Origin of the sequence: Citrobacter enshiensis (genome assembly GCF_029338175.1) — a bacterium.
GTDB classification, from domain to species: domain Bacteria; phylum Pseudomonadota; class Gammaproteobacteria; order Enterobacterales; family Enterobacteriaceae; genus Citrobacter_D; species Citrobacter_D enshiensis.
Genome location: NZ_CP119862.1, coordinates 1967844 through 1983257 on the forward strand (window position 1 = coordinate 1967844; position 15414 = coordinate 1983257).

The 15414-nt window shown below is 51.9% G+C and carries 9 protein-coding genes, 3 tRNA genes and 9 pseudogenes; 15 read left to right on the forward strand and 6 right to left on the reverse strand.

Annotated elements, in window-relative coordinates:
* Positions 1–9: 9 nt before the first annotated feature.
* Positions 10–1419: pseudogene (gene fliD / locus P2W74_RS09505) on the reverse strand (flagellar filament capping protein FliD).
* A gap of 260 nt (positions 1420–1679) precedes the next feature.
* Here fliD and P2W74_RS09510 point away from each other — a divergent pair.
* The 8 genes and pseudogenes from P2W74_RS09510 to sdiA all read left to right on the forward strand — a co-directional run bounded on the left by P2W74_RS09510 (position 1680) and on the right by sdiA (position 9110).
* A pseudogene (locus P2W74_RS09510) lies at positions 1680–3233 on the forward strand (flagellin N-terminal helical domain-containing protein).
* A 163-nt stretch (positions 3234–3396) separates the two neighbouring features.
* Positions 3397–4117 (forward strand): annotated as a pseudogene (locus P2W74_RS09515) (RNA polymerase sigma factor FliA).
* 59 nt (positions 4118–4176) lie between these two features.
* Positions 4177–4728 carry a flagella biosynthesis regulatory protein FliZ gene (fliZ, locus tag P2W74_RS09520; RefSeq protein ID WP_276294786.1) on the forward strand — a complete coding sequence of 184 codons (552 nt, stop codon included), beginning with the start codon at positions 4177–4179 and terminating at the stop codon, positions 4726–4728.
* Between the two features lie 87 nt (positions 4729–4815).
* Positions 4816–5617, forward strand: a pseudogene (gene tcyJ / locus P2W74_RS09525) (cystine ABC transporter substrate-binding protein).
* Positions 5618–5726: 109 nt separating this feature from the next.
* The gene (gene dcyD / locus P2W74_RS09530) at positions 5727–6713 is read left to right on the forward strand and encodes a D-cysteine desulfhydrase (protein ID WP_276294787.1); all 987 of its coding nucleotides are present in this window, start codon (positions 5727–5729) and stop codon (positions 6711–6713) included.
* A gap of 21 nt (positions 6714–6734) precedes the next feature.
* Positions 6735–7404 (forward strand): annotated as a pseudogene (tcyL, locus tag P2W74_RS09535) (cystine ABC transporter permease).
* Positions 7401–8153, forward strand: coding sequence for an L-cystine ABC transporter ATP-binding protein TcyN (tcyN, locus tag P2W74_RS09540; RefSeq protein WP_276294788.1), 753 nt, complete (start codon positions 7401–7403; stop codon positions 8151–8153). Before tcyL ends, tcyN begins: the two are co-directional and overlap by 4 nt.
* A 233-nt stretch (positions 8154–8386) precedes the next feature.
* Positions 8387–9110: pseudogene (gene sdiA, locus P2W74_RS09545) on the forward strand (transcriptional regulator SdiA).
* Between the two features lie 61 nt (positions 9111–9171).
* Here sdiA and P2W74_RS09550 read toward each other — a convergent pair.
* Both P2W74_RS09550 and P2W74_RS09555 read right to left on the reverse strand, forming a co-directional pair.
* The gene (locus P2W74_RS09550; protein WP_276294789.1) at positions 9172–9396 is read right to left on the reverse strand and encodes a DUF2594 family protein; all 225 of its coding nucleotides are present in this window, start codon (positions 9394–9396) and stop codon (positions 9172–9174) included.
* Positions 9383–9520, reverse strand: coding sequence for a hypothetical protein (locus tag P2W74_RS09555; protein ID WP_459560538.1), 138 nt, complete (start codon positions 9518–9520; stop codon positions 9383–9385). The genes P2W74_RS09550 and P2W74_RS09555 overlap by 14 nt, the downstream gene beginning before the upstream one ends.
* A gap of 338 nt (positions 9521–9858) precedes the next feature.
* Between P2W74_RS09555 and uvrY the strand changes: the two are divergent.
* The 7 genes and pseudogenes from uvrY (at position 9859) to P2W74_RS09590 (ending at position 13424) form a co-directional block, all read left to right on the forward strand.
* Positions 9859–10524, forward strand: a pseudogene (gene uvrY / locus P2W74_RS09560) (UvrY/SirA/GacA family response regulator transcription factor).
* A gap of 66 nt (positions 10525–10590) precedes the next feature.
* Entirely contained in the window at positions 10591–11793 is a 1203-nt protein-coding gene (gene uvrC / locus P2W74_RS09565) for an excinuclease ABC subunit UvrC (RefSeq protein WP_276294790.1), read from the forward strand.
* Positions 11765–12214, forward strand: a pseudogene (locus P2W74_RS09570) (hypothetical protein). The gene uvrC and the pseudogene P2W74_RS09570 overlap by 29 nt, the downstream one beginning before the upstream one ends.
* A 208-nt stretch (positions 12215–12422) precedes the next feature.
* Positions 12423–12972 (forward strand): annotated as a pseudogene (pgsA, locus tag P2W74_RS09575) (CDP-diacylglycerol--glycerol-3-phosphate 3-phosphatidyltransferase).
* Positions 12973–13123: 151 nt separating this feature from the next.
* Positions 13124–13199: transfer RNA gene (locus tag P2W74_RS09580), tRNA-Gly, on the forward strand.
* 52 nt (positions 13200–13251) lie between these two features.
* A tRNA-Cys gene (locus tag P2W74_RS09585) sits at positions 13252–13326 on the forward strand.
* 11 nt (positions 13327–13337) lie between these two features.
* Positions 13338–13424 (forward strand) — tRNA-Leu (locus P2W74_RS09590).
* Between the two features lie 183 nt (positions 13425–13607).
* Here P2W74_RS09590 and P2W74_RS09595 read toward each other — a convergent pair.
* Genes P2W74_RS09595 through P2W74_RS09605 form a run of 3 tightly spaced genes read right to left on the reverse strand, consistent with a single transcriptional unit; the run spans position 13608 to position 15336 of the window.
* Positions 13608–14429: a hypothetical protein gene (locus tag P2W74_RS09595; protein ID WP_276294791.1), complete on the reverse strand. Its 822-nt coding sequence runs from the start codon at positions 14427–14429 to the stop codon at positions 13608–13610.
* Positions 14395–15009, reverse strand: coding sequence for a C1 family peptidase (locus P2W74_RS09600; protein ID WP_276294792.1), 615 nt, complete (start codon positions 15007–15009; stop codon positions 14395–14397). Before P2W74_RS09600 ends, P2W74_RS09595 begins: the two co-directional genes overlap by 35 nt.
* A gap of 18 nt (positions 15010–15027) precedes the next feature.
* Positions 15028–15336: a C1 family peptidase gene (locus P2W74_RS09605; protein ID WP_276294793.1), complete on the reverse strand. Its 309-nt coding sequence runs from the start codon at positions 15334–15336 to the stop codon at positions 15028–15030.
* Positions 15337–15414: the final 78 nt, after the last annotated feature.

Consider the following 15414-nt stretch of genomic DNA (forward strand, 5'->3'; position numbering starts at 1 on the left):
CTCGTGTTATCAGGAGCTGCTCATGGCAGAAAACTGCTGGCCCAGGTAGTTACTTGTGCCATTGAGTTTGCTCATCATGGTATCCAGCTGCGTAAACTGCGCCTTATAACGGGCGACGGTGTCGTCGATACTGGCGCTTACCGCAAGATACTGTTTGGTCAGCTTTTTCAGTGTCGCATTAATACTGTCCTCGGCGCTGTCGATAATGCCGTCATCGGCGAGGTAGGCTTTCACTTCGGTGGCAATTTTGGTGGTAATACCGGTTTCTTTACCGTCACCGACCAGCAACTGACGCGTTGCCGTCGTATTCTCTTTCAGCGCTTTGTCCAGTTTCTCGTCGTCAATCTTCAGCTTGCCGGTCGTCCCGTCAGTGGTAATGCCGATTTCACTTAAGGTTTTGAACGGACCGTCGCTGCCGCTGTTGGTAAACTGCGCGCGAATACCGGTCTGGATCGTGCGTACCACGCTGTCGCCAATCAGCGCACCGTTGCTCTGATCCTGCGCTTCCGCGCCCGGGTCCACTTCCGTGTATTTCGTCAGGGAGGTAAAGGTATCCATCAGCGAGTTGTACGCATCCACCCAACCTTTAATCGCTTCTGTCGCTTTGTCATTACTTTTGGTAACGGTAAGGCGTGCGTCAGTCACCTCTCTTGGTCAGATTGAGTGTGACGCCCTGCGGCGCATCGGGTGATGGTGTTGCTCGGGCGTTCAATATCGATGCCGTTAACGGTCAATTGCGCATTCTGCGCGCTGACCAGTTGTTTCATATTGGCCGGTGCCGGTTGTGCTGTCGTAGGCCAGCAAATCGTTCAGCTTGCTGTCGCCTTCCACGGAAACGGTCATTTGGTTGTCGGTACCGGTGTCGGACGTCAGCACCAGCTGATAATCGCCTTCTTTCACTTTAACGATGCTCGCGGAAATACCGCTATCGGCATCATTAATCGCATCACGAATACCTTCCAGCGAGGTTTGGTCTTTCGTGAGTTTAATTTCCAGCGGTTCTTTGCGGCCTTTTTGTTCGATTTTGAGGGTGCGGCTTTCTGCGGAGGTATCGCCCAGCGCATCTTTTGTTGAACTGATATCAATACTGGTACTTAACGATTGCGCCTGCGCCAGCTTATTGACGCTGATGGTGTAGATGCCAGGTGCTGCGCCTGCGGTGGTGGTGGCGGTCAGGTCTTCGGTGCTACTGGTCACGGTGGTGCTCTTAAACAGATCGGCATTATTCAGCGTGGTATTGGCGGTCTGGAATTTTTCCAGCGCGCTTTTCAGCGTGCCGTACGCCGTCAGGCGCGCAGTGTTAGCGCTCTGCTGTTGCGTGATCGGCGTTAAACGTCCTTTTTCTGCAGTGGTCAGGTTCGTCAACAATGCATCCAGCGGTAAATTTGAGCCGACGCCCAGTGATGAAATCGAAGCCATGCCTTATTCCTTGTGATTGCAAACAGTAGTTAACCGCGTTATCGGCAATCTGTTGGCAAAGTTTAATAATAGTTTTATGAAAATAATGCGCGGAATAATGGTGAATAAAGAGGGTATTTCGAGGACTAAGAAAAAAGAGGGCAGAAATTAAAATTTTCTAAAGTTCGAATTTAAGGTGCCGATACAAGGGTTACGGTAAGAAACCGTGGGCAACAGAACAGCCCAATAAACATCAAGTTGTAATTGATAAGGAAAAGATCATGGCACAAGTCATTAATACAAACAGCCTGTCGCTGTTGACCCAGAATAACCTGAACAAATCTCAGTCTACTCTGAGCTCCGCTATTGAGCGTCTGTCTTCCGGTCTGCGTATCAACAGCGCGAAAGACGATGCGGCTGGCCAGGCGATCGCTAACCGTTTCACCTCTAACATCAAAGGTCTGACTCAGGCTTCCCGTAACGCTAACGACGGTATCTCCATTGCGCAGACCACCGAAGGCGCGCTGAACGAAATCAACAACAACCTGCAGCGTGTACGTGAACTGACTGTTCAGGCAACTAACGGAACCAACTCCGACAGCGACCTGACCTCCATCCAGAACGAAATCACCCAGCGCCTGAGCGAAATCGACCGCGTATCCGGTCAGACTCAGTTCAACGGCGTGAAAGTCCTGGCTCAGGACAACACGATGAAAATCCAGGTTGGCGCGAACGACGGCGAAACCATCGATATCGAATCTAAAAAAAATCGATACCCAGAGCCTGGGTGTGGCTGACTTCCGCGTGAACGGCGCGCAGAAAGCCACTGGCAGCGACCTGATCTCCAAATTTGGCGCGACCGGTACTGATAACTACACTGCAATGGTTAGTGACGGAACCAAAAAACCTGCTGATGCAGGCTATTCAACTGAATCTAAAAAAATTACTGTTGACGTTAAAAGTCAAACAGTTATGAATGATGGTAAGGCACTGTATGTAAGCGCTACAGATGGTAGCCTGATCGATACCGCTACTGTTGATAACACGAAGTCTGCTTCATATATTAAGGCCGGTTCCACGGCTCCTGATACGAAGGCATCTGGTCTTGCTGCATTGGGTGCCAGCGCTAAAGTTGGTGACAAATTCAGCTTTGATGGTATGGAATTTACCAAAACGGTTGATGGTACTAACCCAGAAAATGGTAATGGTACATTACTGCAAAAGTTGATGGCAAAACGGTTACCTTCACAGTCGATTCTTCTACTGACGCAACAGGTAAAGATGCTGTAGTTAAAACAGACGTTGATTTGTATACCTCCCAGTCTGGTGCTTTAACGACGAATGCAACAACCGCTAACAAAGCGGCTACCGTAACCGATCTGCAGAATGCGAATGCCACCAAAACTGGCAGCACGCTGAAATCAAGCGGTGCAACCTATAACGTTGACGTTGATGGCGTTGTAACCAACGATGCAGACGACAAAACCATGTACATCACTACCGGCACCAACGGTAGCGCTAAACTGGTTAACGAAGACGTAGCAAAAGCAAGCACCAGCACTGAAGATCCGCTGGCCGTTATTGACAGTGCGCTGGCACAGGTTGACGCACTGCGTTCTGACCTCGGTGCGGTACAGAACCGTTTCGATTCTACCATCACCAACCTGGGCAACACCGTCAACAACCTGACCTCTGCTCGTAGCCGTATCGAAGATGCTGACTACGCGACCGAAGTGTCCAACATGTCCAAAGCACAGATCCTGCAACAGGCGGGTACCTCTGTTCTGGCACAGGCCAACCAGGTTCCGCAGAACGTTCTGTCTCTGCTGCGTTAATTCACACTTTTCGCTCAAACCCCGCTTCGGCGGGGTTTTTTACGCCCGGCATTTACACGTAACCCCTAAATAACCCCTCATTTCACCCACTATTCATCCGATTAAAACCCCTGCAGAAACGGATAATCATGCCGATAACTCATTTAACGCAGGGCTGTTTATCGTGAATTCACTGTATACCGCTGAAGGTGTAATGGATAAACACTCGCTGTGGCAGCGTTATGTACCGCTGGTGCGTCACGAAGCATTGCGCCTTCAGGTGCGTTTGCCCGCGAGCGTAGAACTGGACGACCTGCTACAGGCAGGTGGCATCGGGTTATTAAATGCAGTTGACCGATATGATGCTCTGCAAGGAACGGCATTTACCACTTACGCAGTGCAGCGTATTCGTGGAGCAATGCTGGATGAACTACGCAGCCGGGATTGGGTCCCGCGTAGCGTCCGGCGCAATGCTCGCGAAGTGGCGCAGGCGATGGGGCAACTGGAACAGGAATTAGGACGTAACGCGACGGAAACTGAAGTGGCGGAGCGTCTGGCGATTCCTGTGCAAGAGTATCGTCAGATGTTGCTCGATACCAATAACAGCCAGCTCTTCTCCTATGACGAGTGGCGGGAAGAGCATGGCGATAGCGTCGAGCTGGTGACTGAAGAACATCAGCAGGAAAACCCGCTACAACAGCTTCTTGAGAGCAATTTACGCCAGCGCGTGATGGATGCCATTGAGGCACTGCCGGAACGTGAACAACTGGTGTTGACGCTCTATTACCAGGAAGAGCTTAATCTCAAAAGAGATTGGTGCTGTCCTGGAGGTTGGCGAGTCACGGGTGAGCCAGTTGCACAGTCAGGCGATCAAACGTCTACGCACCAAGCTGGGTAAGTTATAGGCGGCGGTTATCGCGCCGCCGAAAAATGCCGCACAACGAATTGACTACCAGGAGTTCTCATGACGGTGCAGCAATCTAAAAGACGGCCACTAAGCCGCTACCTCAAAGATTTTAAACACAGCCAGACGCATTGCGCGCATTGCCACAAACTGCTCGACAGGATCACGCTGGTCCGTTGCGGGCAGATTGTGAACAAAATTGCCATTTCCAGACTGGATTCGCTGTTTGATGACGCCGCCTGGCAGCAGGAGCAAAAAGAGTGGGTCGCTCTGTGCCGTTTTTGCGGTGATCTGCACTGCAAAGAGCAGAGTGACTTTTTCGACATCATCGGTTTTAAACAATTTTTGTTTGAGCAGACCGAAATGAGTCATGGCACGGTGCGCGAATACGTCGTCCGCCTGCGCCGACTCGGCAATCATCTCACGGAACAAAACATCACCCACGATTTGGTGCAGGACGGTTTTCTTGATGAAAGCCTGTCTCCCTGGTTACCCGAAACCAGCACCAATAACTATCGGATCGCGCTGCGCAAGTATGAACAATACAAAGCGCATGCCGTCCCTGGACAGATGCAGAATTCCTGCTGTTCCGCGACTTCTGATATATATTAAAAAAGCATAAGATGTAGCGGAGTCGTTTTTGTGATTAACGGCAAACCCTCTACACTACCGTGATATATAACAACATTCGGGGTAACTATGAAATTAGCACTTCTGGGACGTCAGGCTCTGATGGGTGTGATGGCTGTTGCACTCGTCGCCGGAATGAGCGTGAAGACTTTTGCAGATGAAGGTCTGTTAAATAAAGTGAAAGAGCGCGGTACGCTGCTGGTGGGACTGGAAGGGGACATATCCTCCGTTCAGTTTTCAGGGCGATGACGGTAAGTTGACCGGTTTTGAAGTGGAGTTTGCGCAGGAGTTGGCGAAACATCTGGGGGTTAAAGCCGAGCTGAAACCGACCAAATGGGACGGTATGCTGGCATCGCTGGATTCCAAACGTATTGATGTCGTCATTAATCAGGTGACCATCTCCGACGAACGTAAGAAGAAATACGATTTCTCTACCCCGTATACCGTTTCGGGTATCCAGGCGCTGGTGAAAAAAGGCAATGAAGGCAGCATCAAAACTGCGGCTGACCTGAAAGGCAAGAAAGTGGGTGTGGGGCTGGGAACCAACTACGAAGAGTGGTTGCGCCAGAACGTTGAAGGTGTCGACATCCGCACTTACGATGATGACCCGACCAAATATCAGGATCTGCGCGTGGGTCGTATTGACGCTATCCTGGTGGATCGCCTGGCAGCGCTGGATCTGGTGAAGAAAACCAAAGACACGCTGGCGGTGACCGGTGAAGCGTTCTCCCGTCAGGAATCCGGCGTTGCGCTGCGTAAAGGTAACGACGATTTGCTGAAAGCGGTGGATGCGGCGATTGCCGACATGCAGAAAGATGGCTCGCTGAAAGCGCTGTCTGAAAAATGGTTTGGTGCAGATGTGACGAAATAATCGTCAACATTGCAAAAAAAAGGCGCTTTCACGGGCGCCTTTTTTATTTCATCCGAATGAACGTGCATAATAAAAAGAACATCACAACACAATAAACATCGGAGGCTACATGCCACTGCATAATTTAACGCGCTTTCCACGCCTGGAATTTATCGGCGCGCCAACGCCGCTCGAATACCTGCCGCGTTTTTCTGACTATCTGGGACGCGATATTTTCATCAAACGGGATGACGTCACGCCAATGGCGATGGGCGGTAATAAACTGCGCAAGCTGGAGTTTCTGGCGGCGGATGCGCTGCGCGAAGGGGCGGATACCCTGATCACGGCGGGCGCGATCCAGTCAAACCATGTCCGCCAGACGGCGGCGGTGGCGGCAAAACTGGGACTACACTGCATTGCTTTGCTGGAAAACCCCATTGGCACTACGGCGGAAAATTATCTGACTAACGGTAACCGCCTGCTGCTCGATCTGTTCAATGTTCAAATCGAAATGTGCGCCGCCTTGAACGACCCGGACGCGCAGCTCCAGGAATTGGCAACCCGCGTTGAAGCGCAAGGATTCCGCCCTTATGTGGTACCGGTTGGCGGCTCCAACGCCCTGGGCGCATTGGGCTATGTGGAAAGCGCGCTGGAAATTGTCCAGCAGTGTGAAGGTGCGGTGCAACTTTCTTCCGTGGTGGTGGCGTCGGGCAGCGCCGGGACACATGCAGGGCTGGCGGTGGGGCTGGAGCAACTGATGCCGGAGGTTGACCTGATCGGGGTGACCGTTTCGCGTAAAGTTGCCGACCAGCAGCCAAAAGTGGTCGCCCTGCAACAGGCGATTGCCAAAGAGCTAGAACTGACCGCGTCGGCGGAGATCCTGCTGTGGGATGACTATTTCGCGCCGGGTTACGGTATGCCCAATGATGAGGGGATGGACGCGGTGAAACTGCTGGCGCGTCTGGAAGGCATTTTGCTGGATCCTGTTTATACGGGTAAAGCGATGGCGGGCCTGATTGATGGCATCAGCCAGAAACGCTTCAAAGACGAAGGTCCGATTCTGTTTATTCATACTGGTGGCGCGCCTGCGCTGTTTGCCTACCATCCTCACGTATAACAACCAGGTCGAAAAACGCGAATGCAAGAAAGTATCCAACTGGTGATTGATTCTCTGCCGTATCTGCTCAAAGGGGCGGTGTTCACGCTGCAACTGAGTATCGGCGGGATGTTTTTTGGTCTGCTGCTGGGATTTATTCTGGCGCTGATGCGCATGTCGCCGCTGTTGCCTGTCCGGTGGCTGGCGCGCTTGTTATATCTCCATTTTCAGGGGGACGCCGCTGATCGCCCAACTGTTTATGATCTACTACGGTCTGCCGCAGTTCGGTATTGAGCTGGACCCCATCCCGGCGGCGATGATCGCTTGTCGCTCAATACGGCGGCTTACACTCTGAGAAACGCTGCGCGCGGCGATCTCCTCCATTGACAAAGGTCAGTGGGAAGCGGCGGCGAGTATCGGCATGACGCCGTGGCAAACGCTGCGCCGCGCCATCTTACCGCAGGCTGCCCGTGTGGCCTTGCCGCCGCTGAGCAACAGTTTTATCAGTCTGGTGAAGGATACCTCGCTGGCGGCGACGATTCAGGTGCCGGAACTGTTCCGTCAGGCGCAGTTGATCACGTCGCGTACGCTGGAAGTCTTCACCATGTATCTGGCCGCCTCGTTGATCTATTGGGTGATGGCGACGGTGCTATCGGCACTGCAGAACTACTTTGAAGACCAGCTTAACCGCCAGGAGAAAGATCCGAAATGAGTGCCATCGAAGTCAAAAACCTGGTGAAAAAATTCCATGGGCAGACGGTGCTGCATGGCATCGATCTCGAGGTCTCACCGGGTGAGGTCGTCGCCATTATTGGGCCGAGCGGTTCGGGCAAAACCACGTTACTGCGCAGTATCAATCTTTTGGAAGTGCCGGAAGCCGGCACGATCAAAGTGGGGGATATCACCATTGATACCGCCCGCTCCTTAAATCAGCAGAAGGGATTGATTCGCCAGTTGCGTCAGCATGTGGGTTTTGTATTCCAGAACTTCAATTTGTTTCCGCATCGTACGGTGGTGGAGAACATCATTGAAGGCCCGGTGATTGTCAAAGGTGAATCCAAAGCGGAAGCAACGGCCCGTGCGCATGAGCTGCTGGCAAAGGTCGGGCTGACCGGGAAGGAGACCAGCTACCCTCGGCGCTTATCCGGCGGGCAGCAGCAACGTGTGGCGATCGCGCGTGCGCTGGCAATGCGCCCGGAGGTCATTTTGTTTGATGAGCCGACCTCTGCGCTCGATCCTGAGCTGGTGGGGGAGGTGCTCAATACTATCCGCCAGCTGGCACAGGAAAAACGGACCATGGTGATTGTGACGCACGAGATGAGTTTTGCTCGCGACGTTGCCGACCGGGCGATATTCATGGATCAGGGACGAATTGTGGAACAGGGGCCCGCAAAATCGTTATTTAGCCATCCACAGCAACCGCGAACTCGCCAGTTTCTTGAGAAATTTCTGATGAAATAAATGGTCTTGCGATACTCGCCCGAAATAATCCTCTTTTGGGCGAGTATATTTGAATAAATATGACGCCATCCCGCCTGGTTAATGCATTTTCACCTAATATTGATGGGTATATTGAAATAAAGTTCAAGTAATCCTCTTCCTGACCGATATTTTATTCATATAAACTACATTTATGTGATAGCGTGTTTACTCATTAAAAATGATTATCAATCTCAGAGGTGGTATCCCCTGATATGCAGGAAAATGATTTCTTCACCTGGCGACGGAGTATGCTGAAACGCTTTCAGGAAATGGCGACGGCAGAGGATGTCTATCGCGAATTACAGCACCAGACGTGTCAACTGGAGTTCGATTATTACGCGTTATGCGTTCGTCATCCGGTCCCGTTTACACGGCCAAAAACCTCTCTTCACACGACGTATCCTCAGGCATGGATTGCGCACTATCAGTCTGAAAACTATTTTGCTATCGACCCGGTGCTGAAACCGGAAAACTTCAAACAGGGTCATTTACCCTGGAATGACGCATTATTCACTGATACTCAGACACTGTGGGGATGCGGCACGCTCCCACGGCTTGCGAAAGGGGATCACGCAGTGCTATATGCTGCCGAATCGCGCGCTGGGGTTCCTTTCCGTTTCCCGGTCAAGCGTACGCAATGTTCCCTTTGCCTGTGATGAGGTTGAGCTGAAACTGCAGCTACTGGTCCGTGAGAGCCTCTCAGTGCTTACGCGGCTGGAAGATGACATGGTCACGACGCCGGAGATGCGTTTTAGCAAGCGGGAAAAGGAGATCTTAAAGTGGACGGCCGAAGGGAAAACGTCGTCTGAAATCGCCATGATCCTGTCGATTTCGGAGAACACCGTCAACTTTCATCAGAAGAATATGCAGAAGAAGTTTAACGCGCCGAATAAGACGCAGATTGCCTGCTATGCGGCGGCTATCGGTCTGATTTAAATGTGATTTTTGTGCTCTGGCGCAAAACCGGCTGAAAGCGCTGCCCTCAGCCGGTTTCACATTACTGACGGTAAGCTTGTTTAATTTGCTTAACAGTGTTGGAAAATACCGCTGCTTGCGATTTGTCCTCAATCAGCGCGAGCTGTTTTTCCATTTTAAGAATCACGCGCCCTGCGTCTGCTTGCCCCATTGCCTGCAGCATCAGCGTTAACATGGCTTTCAGGCAGGTGACTTCGTTAGCCAATTCTTGATTATTCTCGGCAGTGGAAAAATCAGGCGTACTCATTTATTTTCCTCGTTGTGTTACAGTGAAAAAGTGCGATGGCAAATGTTAAGGCGGCGGAGTATACCATAAGCCGCGCTAAAAATATCAGTGGTTGTTTTTTGGTCGAAACTGAAGCCTGGGCCATTAAAATAAACAACGCCTTGCAGTGGATATATTTTCCTCACCCATTGTTTATGGCGCGTATTTTACTCGTTAATTATTGTTACAAAGTTGCTTCCTATTTATCATTTAGGCTGAAGGGGCGTGAATTTTTTGTCACTATTCTGAAACTTCAAGAGAGATATAGCCGATGGGAATGGCTGTTTTACGGGGGAAGTTTCCACATTCCGTACAATCTAATTTCCAAAAACGAGAACAAAATCTAAGAGGGGGTGTTTTTTACGTTTCAAAGTTGAGATAAAACCCGCTAATATATGGCCGATTAACTATCAGTAGCGTTATCCCTATTCTGGAGATATTCCTTTGATCAACGTTCTTCTTGGTTGATGACCACTGAACCTGGTGCGCGCAGGGATACGAAGCGCATTCTGGGAAGATTATAAAGGGCATAAAAGTCGTCGGCGAAGCATGTTGCGGTGAGGATGCTGTTAAATGGTGTCGCGCAAATACCGCTGACGTCGTGTTGATGGACATGAACATGCCCGGAATTGGCGGTCTTGAAGGCGACGCGTAAAATTGCGCGTTCAACGGCTGACATTAAAGTGATCATGTTGACGGTCCATACGGAAAACCCGTTACCCGCCAAAGTCATGCAGGCGGGGGCAGCAGGGTATCTGAGTAAAGGTGCGGCTCCGCAGGAAGTGGTGAGTGCGATTCGTTCCGTGTTCTCCGGGCAACGTTATATTGCTTCCGACATTGCACAGCAGATGGCCCTTAGCCAGATCGGAGCCGGTAAAAAACGGAAACCCCGTTTGCCAGTTGTCTGACGCGAGTTTGCAGATTATGCTGATGATCACCAAAGGCCAGAAGGTGAATGAGATTTCAGAACAACTGAATCTCAGCCCTAAAACGGTGAACAGTTATCGCTACCGGATGTTCAGTAAACTAAACATTCATGGCGATGTGGAGCTGACTCACCTGGCAATTCGTCATGGCCTGTGTAATGCGGAGACGTTAACAAGCCAGTGAGCCTTCAGTTTGACGCGAAAGCGTTTTTGAAAACCGTTACCAGCCAGCCCGGCGTTTATCGTATGTATGATGCTGGTGGTACGGTTATTTATGTCGGTAAAGCGAAGGGACCTGAAAAAACGGCTTTCCAGCTATTTTCGCAGCAACCTTGCTTCGCGGAAAACCGAAGCGCTGGTAGCGCAAATTCAGCAAATTGATGTAACGGTCACCCATACGGAAACCGAAGCGTTACTGCTTGAGCATAACTACATCAAGTTGTATCAGCCTCGCTATAACGTGCTGCTGCGTGACGATAAATCCTATCCCCTTATTTTTCTGAGCGGCGATACGCATCCGCGTCTGGCGATGCACCGTGGCGCCAAACATGCGAAAGGTGAGTATTTTGGGCCGTTCCCAAACGGCTATCCGTGCGCGAAACATTGGGCGTTACTGCAAAAAATCTTTCCGATTCGCCAGTGTGAAAACAGCGTTTACCGCAACCGCTCGCGCCCCTGTCTGCAATATCAGATTGGTCGTTGCCTTGGCCCCTGCGTAGCAGGCCTGGTCAGCGAGGAAGAATACGCCCAGCAGGTCGAGTACGTGCGCCTGTTTTTATCCGGCAAAGACGATCAGGTTTTGACGCAGTTGATCGCGCGGATGGAAAACGCCAGCCGCAATCTGGAATTTGAAGAAGCCGCGCGCATTCGCGATCAAATACAGGCTGTGCGTCGTGTTACCGAAAAACAGTTTGTGTCGAATAACGGCGACGATCTTGATGTTATCGGGGTGGCTTTCGACGCGGGAATGGCCTGTCTGCACGTGCTCTTTATACGCCAGGGCAAAGTGCTGGGTAGCCGCAGCTATTTCCCTAAAGTGCCGGGCGGTACCGAAATGGGCGAAGTCGTGGAGACGTTTGTCGGGCAGTTCTATCTGCAAGGCAGTCAGATGCGAACGCTGCCGGGTGAAATCCTGCTGGATTTTAATCTGAGTGACAAAACGTTGTTGGCGGACTCGCTGTCGGAACTGGCTGGACGCCGGGTCAATGTGCAGACGAAACCGCGTGGCGATCGTGCAAGGTATCTCAAGCTGGCGCGTACTAATGCTGCGACGGCGCTGACGACGAAACTCTCCCAGCAGTCGACCATTACCCAGCGTCTGACGGCGCTGGCGACGGTGTTGAAACTGCCGGCGGTAAAACGTATGGAATGTTTCGATATTAGTCACACCATGGGTGAGCAGACGGTCGCCTCCTGCGTGGTCTTTGACGCCAACGGGACCGCTGCGTGCTGAATATCGTCGCTATAACATTACTGGCATCACACCAGGCGATGATTATGCCGCGATGAATCAGGTGCTGCGTCGACGTTATGGCAAAGCGATTGAAGAAAGTAAAATCCCGGACGTTATTCTGATTGATGGCGGAAGGGGACAGCTTGGCCAGGCAAAAGCGGTCTTTGCTGAAACTGGATGTTCCCCTGGTGAGTAAACAGCATCCATTGCTGCTGGGGGTGGCGAAAGGCGCCGATCGTAAGGCGGGTCTGGAAACACTGTTCTTCGAACCGGAAGGGTGAGGGGGTTCAGTTTGCCCCCGGATTCTCCGGCGCTACACGTGATCCAGCATATTCGCGATGAGTCTCACGACCATGCGATCGGCGGACATCGTAAAAAAACGGGCGAAAGTGAAAAATACCAGCACGCTGGAAACCATTGAAGGCGTTGGCCCCAAACGTCGGCAGATGCTGTTGAAATATATGGGTTGGTTTGCAAGGGATTACGTTAACGCCAGCGTAGAAGAGAATTGCAAAAGTGCCGGGTATTTCGCAAGGTCTGGCAGAAAAGATCTTCTACTCGTTGAAACATTGAGGCCTCTGTAGCAACATAGGGGTAATTTCTCTGACAACAGATAGTTACCCGTCACTATGCAATTTAATATTCCTACATTGCTCACGCTGTTTCGCGTCATACTGATTCCCTTCTTTGTACTGGCGTTTTATCTGCCATTCAGTTGGGCACCGTGTTGTGTGTGCGCTCATCTTCTGTATTGCAGCCGTAACTGACTGGTTCGATGGTTATCTGGCGCGTCGCTGGAATCAGAGCACCCGCTTTGGCGCGTTTCTTGACCCCGTGGCGGATAAAGTGCTGGTCGCTATCGCAATGGTCCTGGTGACAGAACACTACCATAGCTGGTGGGTGACGTTACCAGCCGCAACGATGATCGCCCGTGAAATTATTATCTCCGCATTGCGCGAATGGATGGCGGAACTCGGTAAACGCAGCAGCGTGGCCGTCTCCTGGATCGGGAAAGTCAAAACGACTTCACAAATGGCGGCTCTGGCATGGTTGTTATGGCGTCCAAACATTTGGGTAGAGTATGCCGGGATCGCGTTATTCTTTGTCGCAGCCATACTGACGCTGTGGTCGATGCTGCAATATTTGAGCGCTGCACGCGGGGATTTGCTTGATCAGTGATCGTTTCGCCGCAAATTTCAGCAAACGATCGCGAGTGACGAAAAATATCGTTGACTCAGTGCGTCAGGTAAGTAGAATGCAACGCATCGAACGGCAGCACAGATTGCCAGACGATAACAAAATCAAGTGATTAACAAAGTTACTTGGTGATGCGGGAATAGCTCAGTTGGTAGAGCACGACCTTGCCAAGGTCGGGGTCGCGAGTTCGAGTCTCGTTTCCCGCTCCAATTTAAAGACATCGGCAATTGCGGGTGTCTGGCTGAAAAGCCTGAAGAATTTGGCGCGTTAGCAAAGCGGTTATGTAGCGGATTGCAAATCCGTCTAGTCCGGTTCGACTCCGGGAACGCGCCTCCACTTTCTTCCGAGCCCGGATGGTGGAATCGGTAGACACAAGGGATTTAAAATCCCTCGGCGTACGCGCTGTGCGAGTTCAAGTCTCGCTCCGGGCACCATGGGAAAGACAAGTATAATCAAAGCAATAAGCAGTGTCGTGAAACCACCTACGGGTGGTTTTTTTGTGCCTGAAATTCACCTTTCACAGCAGCCTTCCCTGGCATCATTATTCCTGTATATCAATGATTACCTTAACGTAATCAGTTTCGGTGCCCGCTTGCATCTCATTGAGCGAGCGCCGGTTAAAAGCCTCTCAGGTCGTCTACGGGCATGTTCAGGCTGTTCTTTTCAACGATTCGTTGCAGTGTCAGGTTGAGAACTTCGATATTGTTGTCGAAACTGCCGTGCGAAGCATCAATCATGACTTTCGGACTGGTGGGCACCTTGTCAGCCTCAATCACATTCGTACGTCCGCTCCTTTCCAGTCCAGCCTCAACGACTGCACGGTGCCAGTTGCGCAGTGCTTCGCCCGTGCTCGACGAACCGTCCCAGCCTTTGTAGTTTTTGTCGCGTATATTTCCCATTCCCAGCAGCGGTGTGCGCTGGTCGCCTTCCAGGGCATTTGAAACGAAGTACAGTAGCGACTTGCGATAAATTGCCGCCACATTGTCGTCGCGCTCATTGCGATCGGAGAGAAGGTGCAAATACATACGTTTCATCAGCGATGCATGCGGTGCATAGTGGCGGTTGGCAGAATTGCACCGGTACATGCCGGCGCATAGAGGGTGCACTGATTTCAGTTGCTCGCCCAGACCACGTGCCGACAACAGATCGACGAAATGACCGAGGATGATGCTGCCCGCCGAGTGACCGATGATGTGGAGTTCCAGGGCGTTGCCCCAGGTCGCAGCAAGCGTTTGCAGTGCTGTCACCAGCAGGTCGCCTGCGCGGCCCGAGAAGCAGCTAAATTCTGCGTTCTCCTTCATCTCGCTCCAGACGGGTTTGGCGACCGGCCTACCTATGGTCTGCTCAAGTAGCATGTCGGAGGCATCGGTCAACGCCTCGCGAATTCCCCCTGCTCGCGACGGTTCACGACGGAAGGTGGTCGGAGAAAATGTCGCCAATAGATTCCAGAATCCCTGTTTTCCACACGAGGAATAACGGGTAGCAGTCGTTGCCAACGAAGTAGCGTCCCATCGCCCGCGCCCGCTCAATGGAACCGGCTTCGTCGTTGAGCCCACCATGAGCATAGATAACCAGACGCTTGGTTTCCGTGTTATGGGTTCGGAACCAGCGATCGGGCAACACGCAACCCTGATACATCAGCGTGCGCGTCATCTCGTCTTGTGTGAGGTAGCGAGTCACACGTCCATTGTTGCCTATTACAATGCTGTGCTCGTAAGCGGTCGTTTCATCCCACCACAGCTCTTTATTGGCCATTCCTGCAAGCGTGGCAGAGGACCGCTTGCCAGTGGCGAGTTGCCCTGGCACCACACCGGGTACGCCCAGCGCGGCAACCCAGGCATCCATCGCATTGGTCAGCCAGTCGGCATAACTCAGCACCGCGAAACCACCGCAACCCCAGTTTTCTCCCCAGGAGTTTTGCACGATAAAGCCATCGCGGTTGAACCCCACCAGTGCAAAGGCATGACCATCGGTTTTTGAGGGCTTGCCGTTGAAGGCGATGATGGGAAAGTGAGGCATGATCCGTGAGTGGCTTTTTCACTTCCGCACTGTCTGCCAGCCTTCGTGCGTGAAGGCGGAAACGTAGATCGCACCGACTTCATGGATAGCGGCCTGCATGTCCGTGATGCTTTTGATGTCTATGCGATAGTAGACACCCAGTGTCGTATTGGCTGAGCGCTCCGCGTAGCCGTACTTGGGTGGCTCGTTCTCCTGCGCCTGATAGGGCCAGTCAGGCTCCAGACACACGCCGTGGTGAAACCAACCTTTGAGCGCGCCACGGCAGCTCGAGCCGTCGTAATCCTCACCTGCATATTCGTCGTATCGCCGGGCAAAGTTGTAAAGCATGCGGGGGGCTCACTGAATCGGAGCGCCGTTGGAAAACCAGCTTTGCGCCAGCGTAGATAATTCACGACACAGGCCAGG

Bases quoted from the DNA above. Each gene is read 5' to 3' on its own strand.
- P2W74_RS09605 (WP_276294793.1), bottom strand. From the start codon at position 15,336: ATGCTTTACAACTTTGCCCGGCGATACGACGAATATGCAGGTGAGGAT.
- uvrC (WP_276294790.1), top strand. From the start codon at position 10,591: ATGATGCTGGTGGTACGGTTATTTATGTCGGTAAAGCGAAGGGACCTG.
- P2W74_RS09550 (WP_276294789.1), bottom strand. From the start codon at position 9,396: ATGAGTACGCCTGATTTTTCCACTGCCGAGAATAATCAAGAATTGGCT.
- fliZ (WP_276294786.1), top strand. From the start codon at position 4,177: ATGACGGTGCAGCAATCTAAAAGACGGCCACTAAGCCGCTACCTCAAA.
- P2W74_RS09600 (WP_276294792.1), bottom strand. From the start codon at position 15,009: ATGCCTCACTTTCCCATCATCGCCTTCAACGGCAAGCCCTCAAAAACC.
- dcyD (WP_276294787.1), top strand. From the start codon at position 5,727: ATGCCACTGCATAATTTAACGCGCTTTCCACGCCTGGAATTTATCGGC.
- P2W74_RS09555 (WP_459560538.1), bottom strand. From the start codon at position 9,520: ATGGCCCAGGCTTCAGTTTCGACCAAAAAACAACCACTGATATTTTTA.
- tcyN (WP_276294788.1), top strand. From the start codon at position 7,401: ATGAGTGCCATCGAAGTCAAAAACCTGGTGAAAAAATTCCATGGGCAG.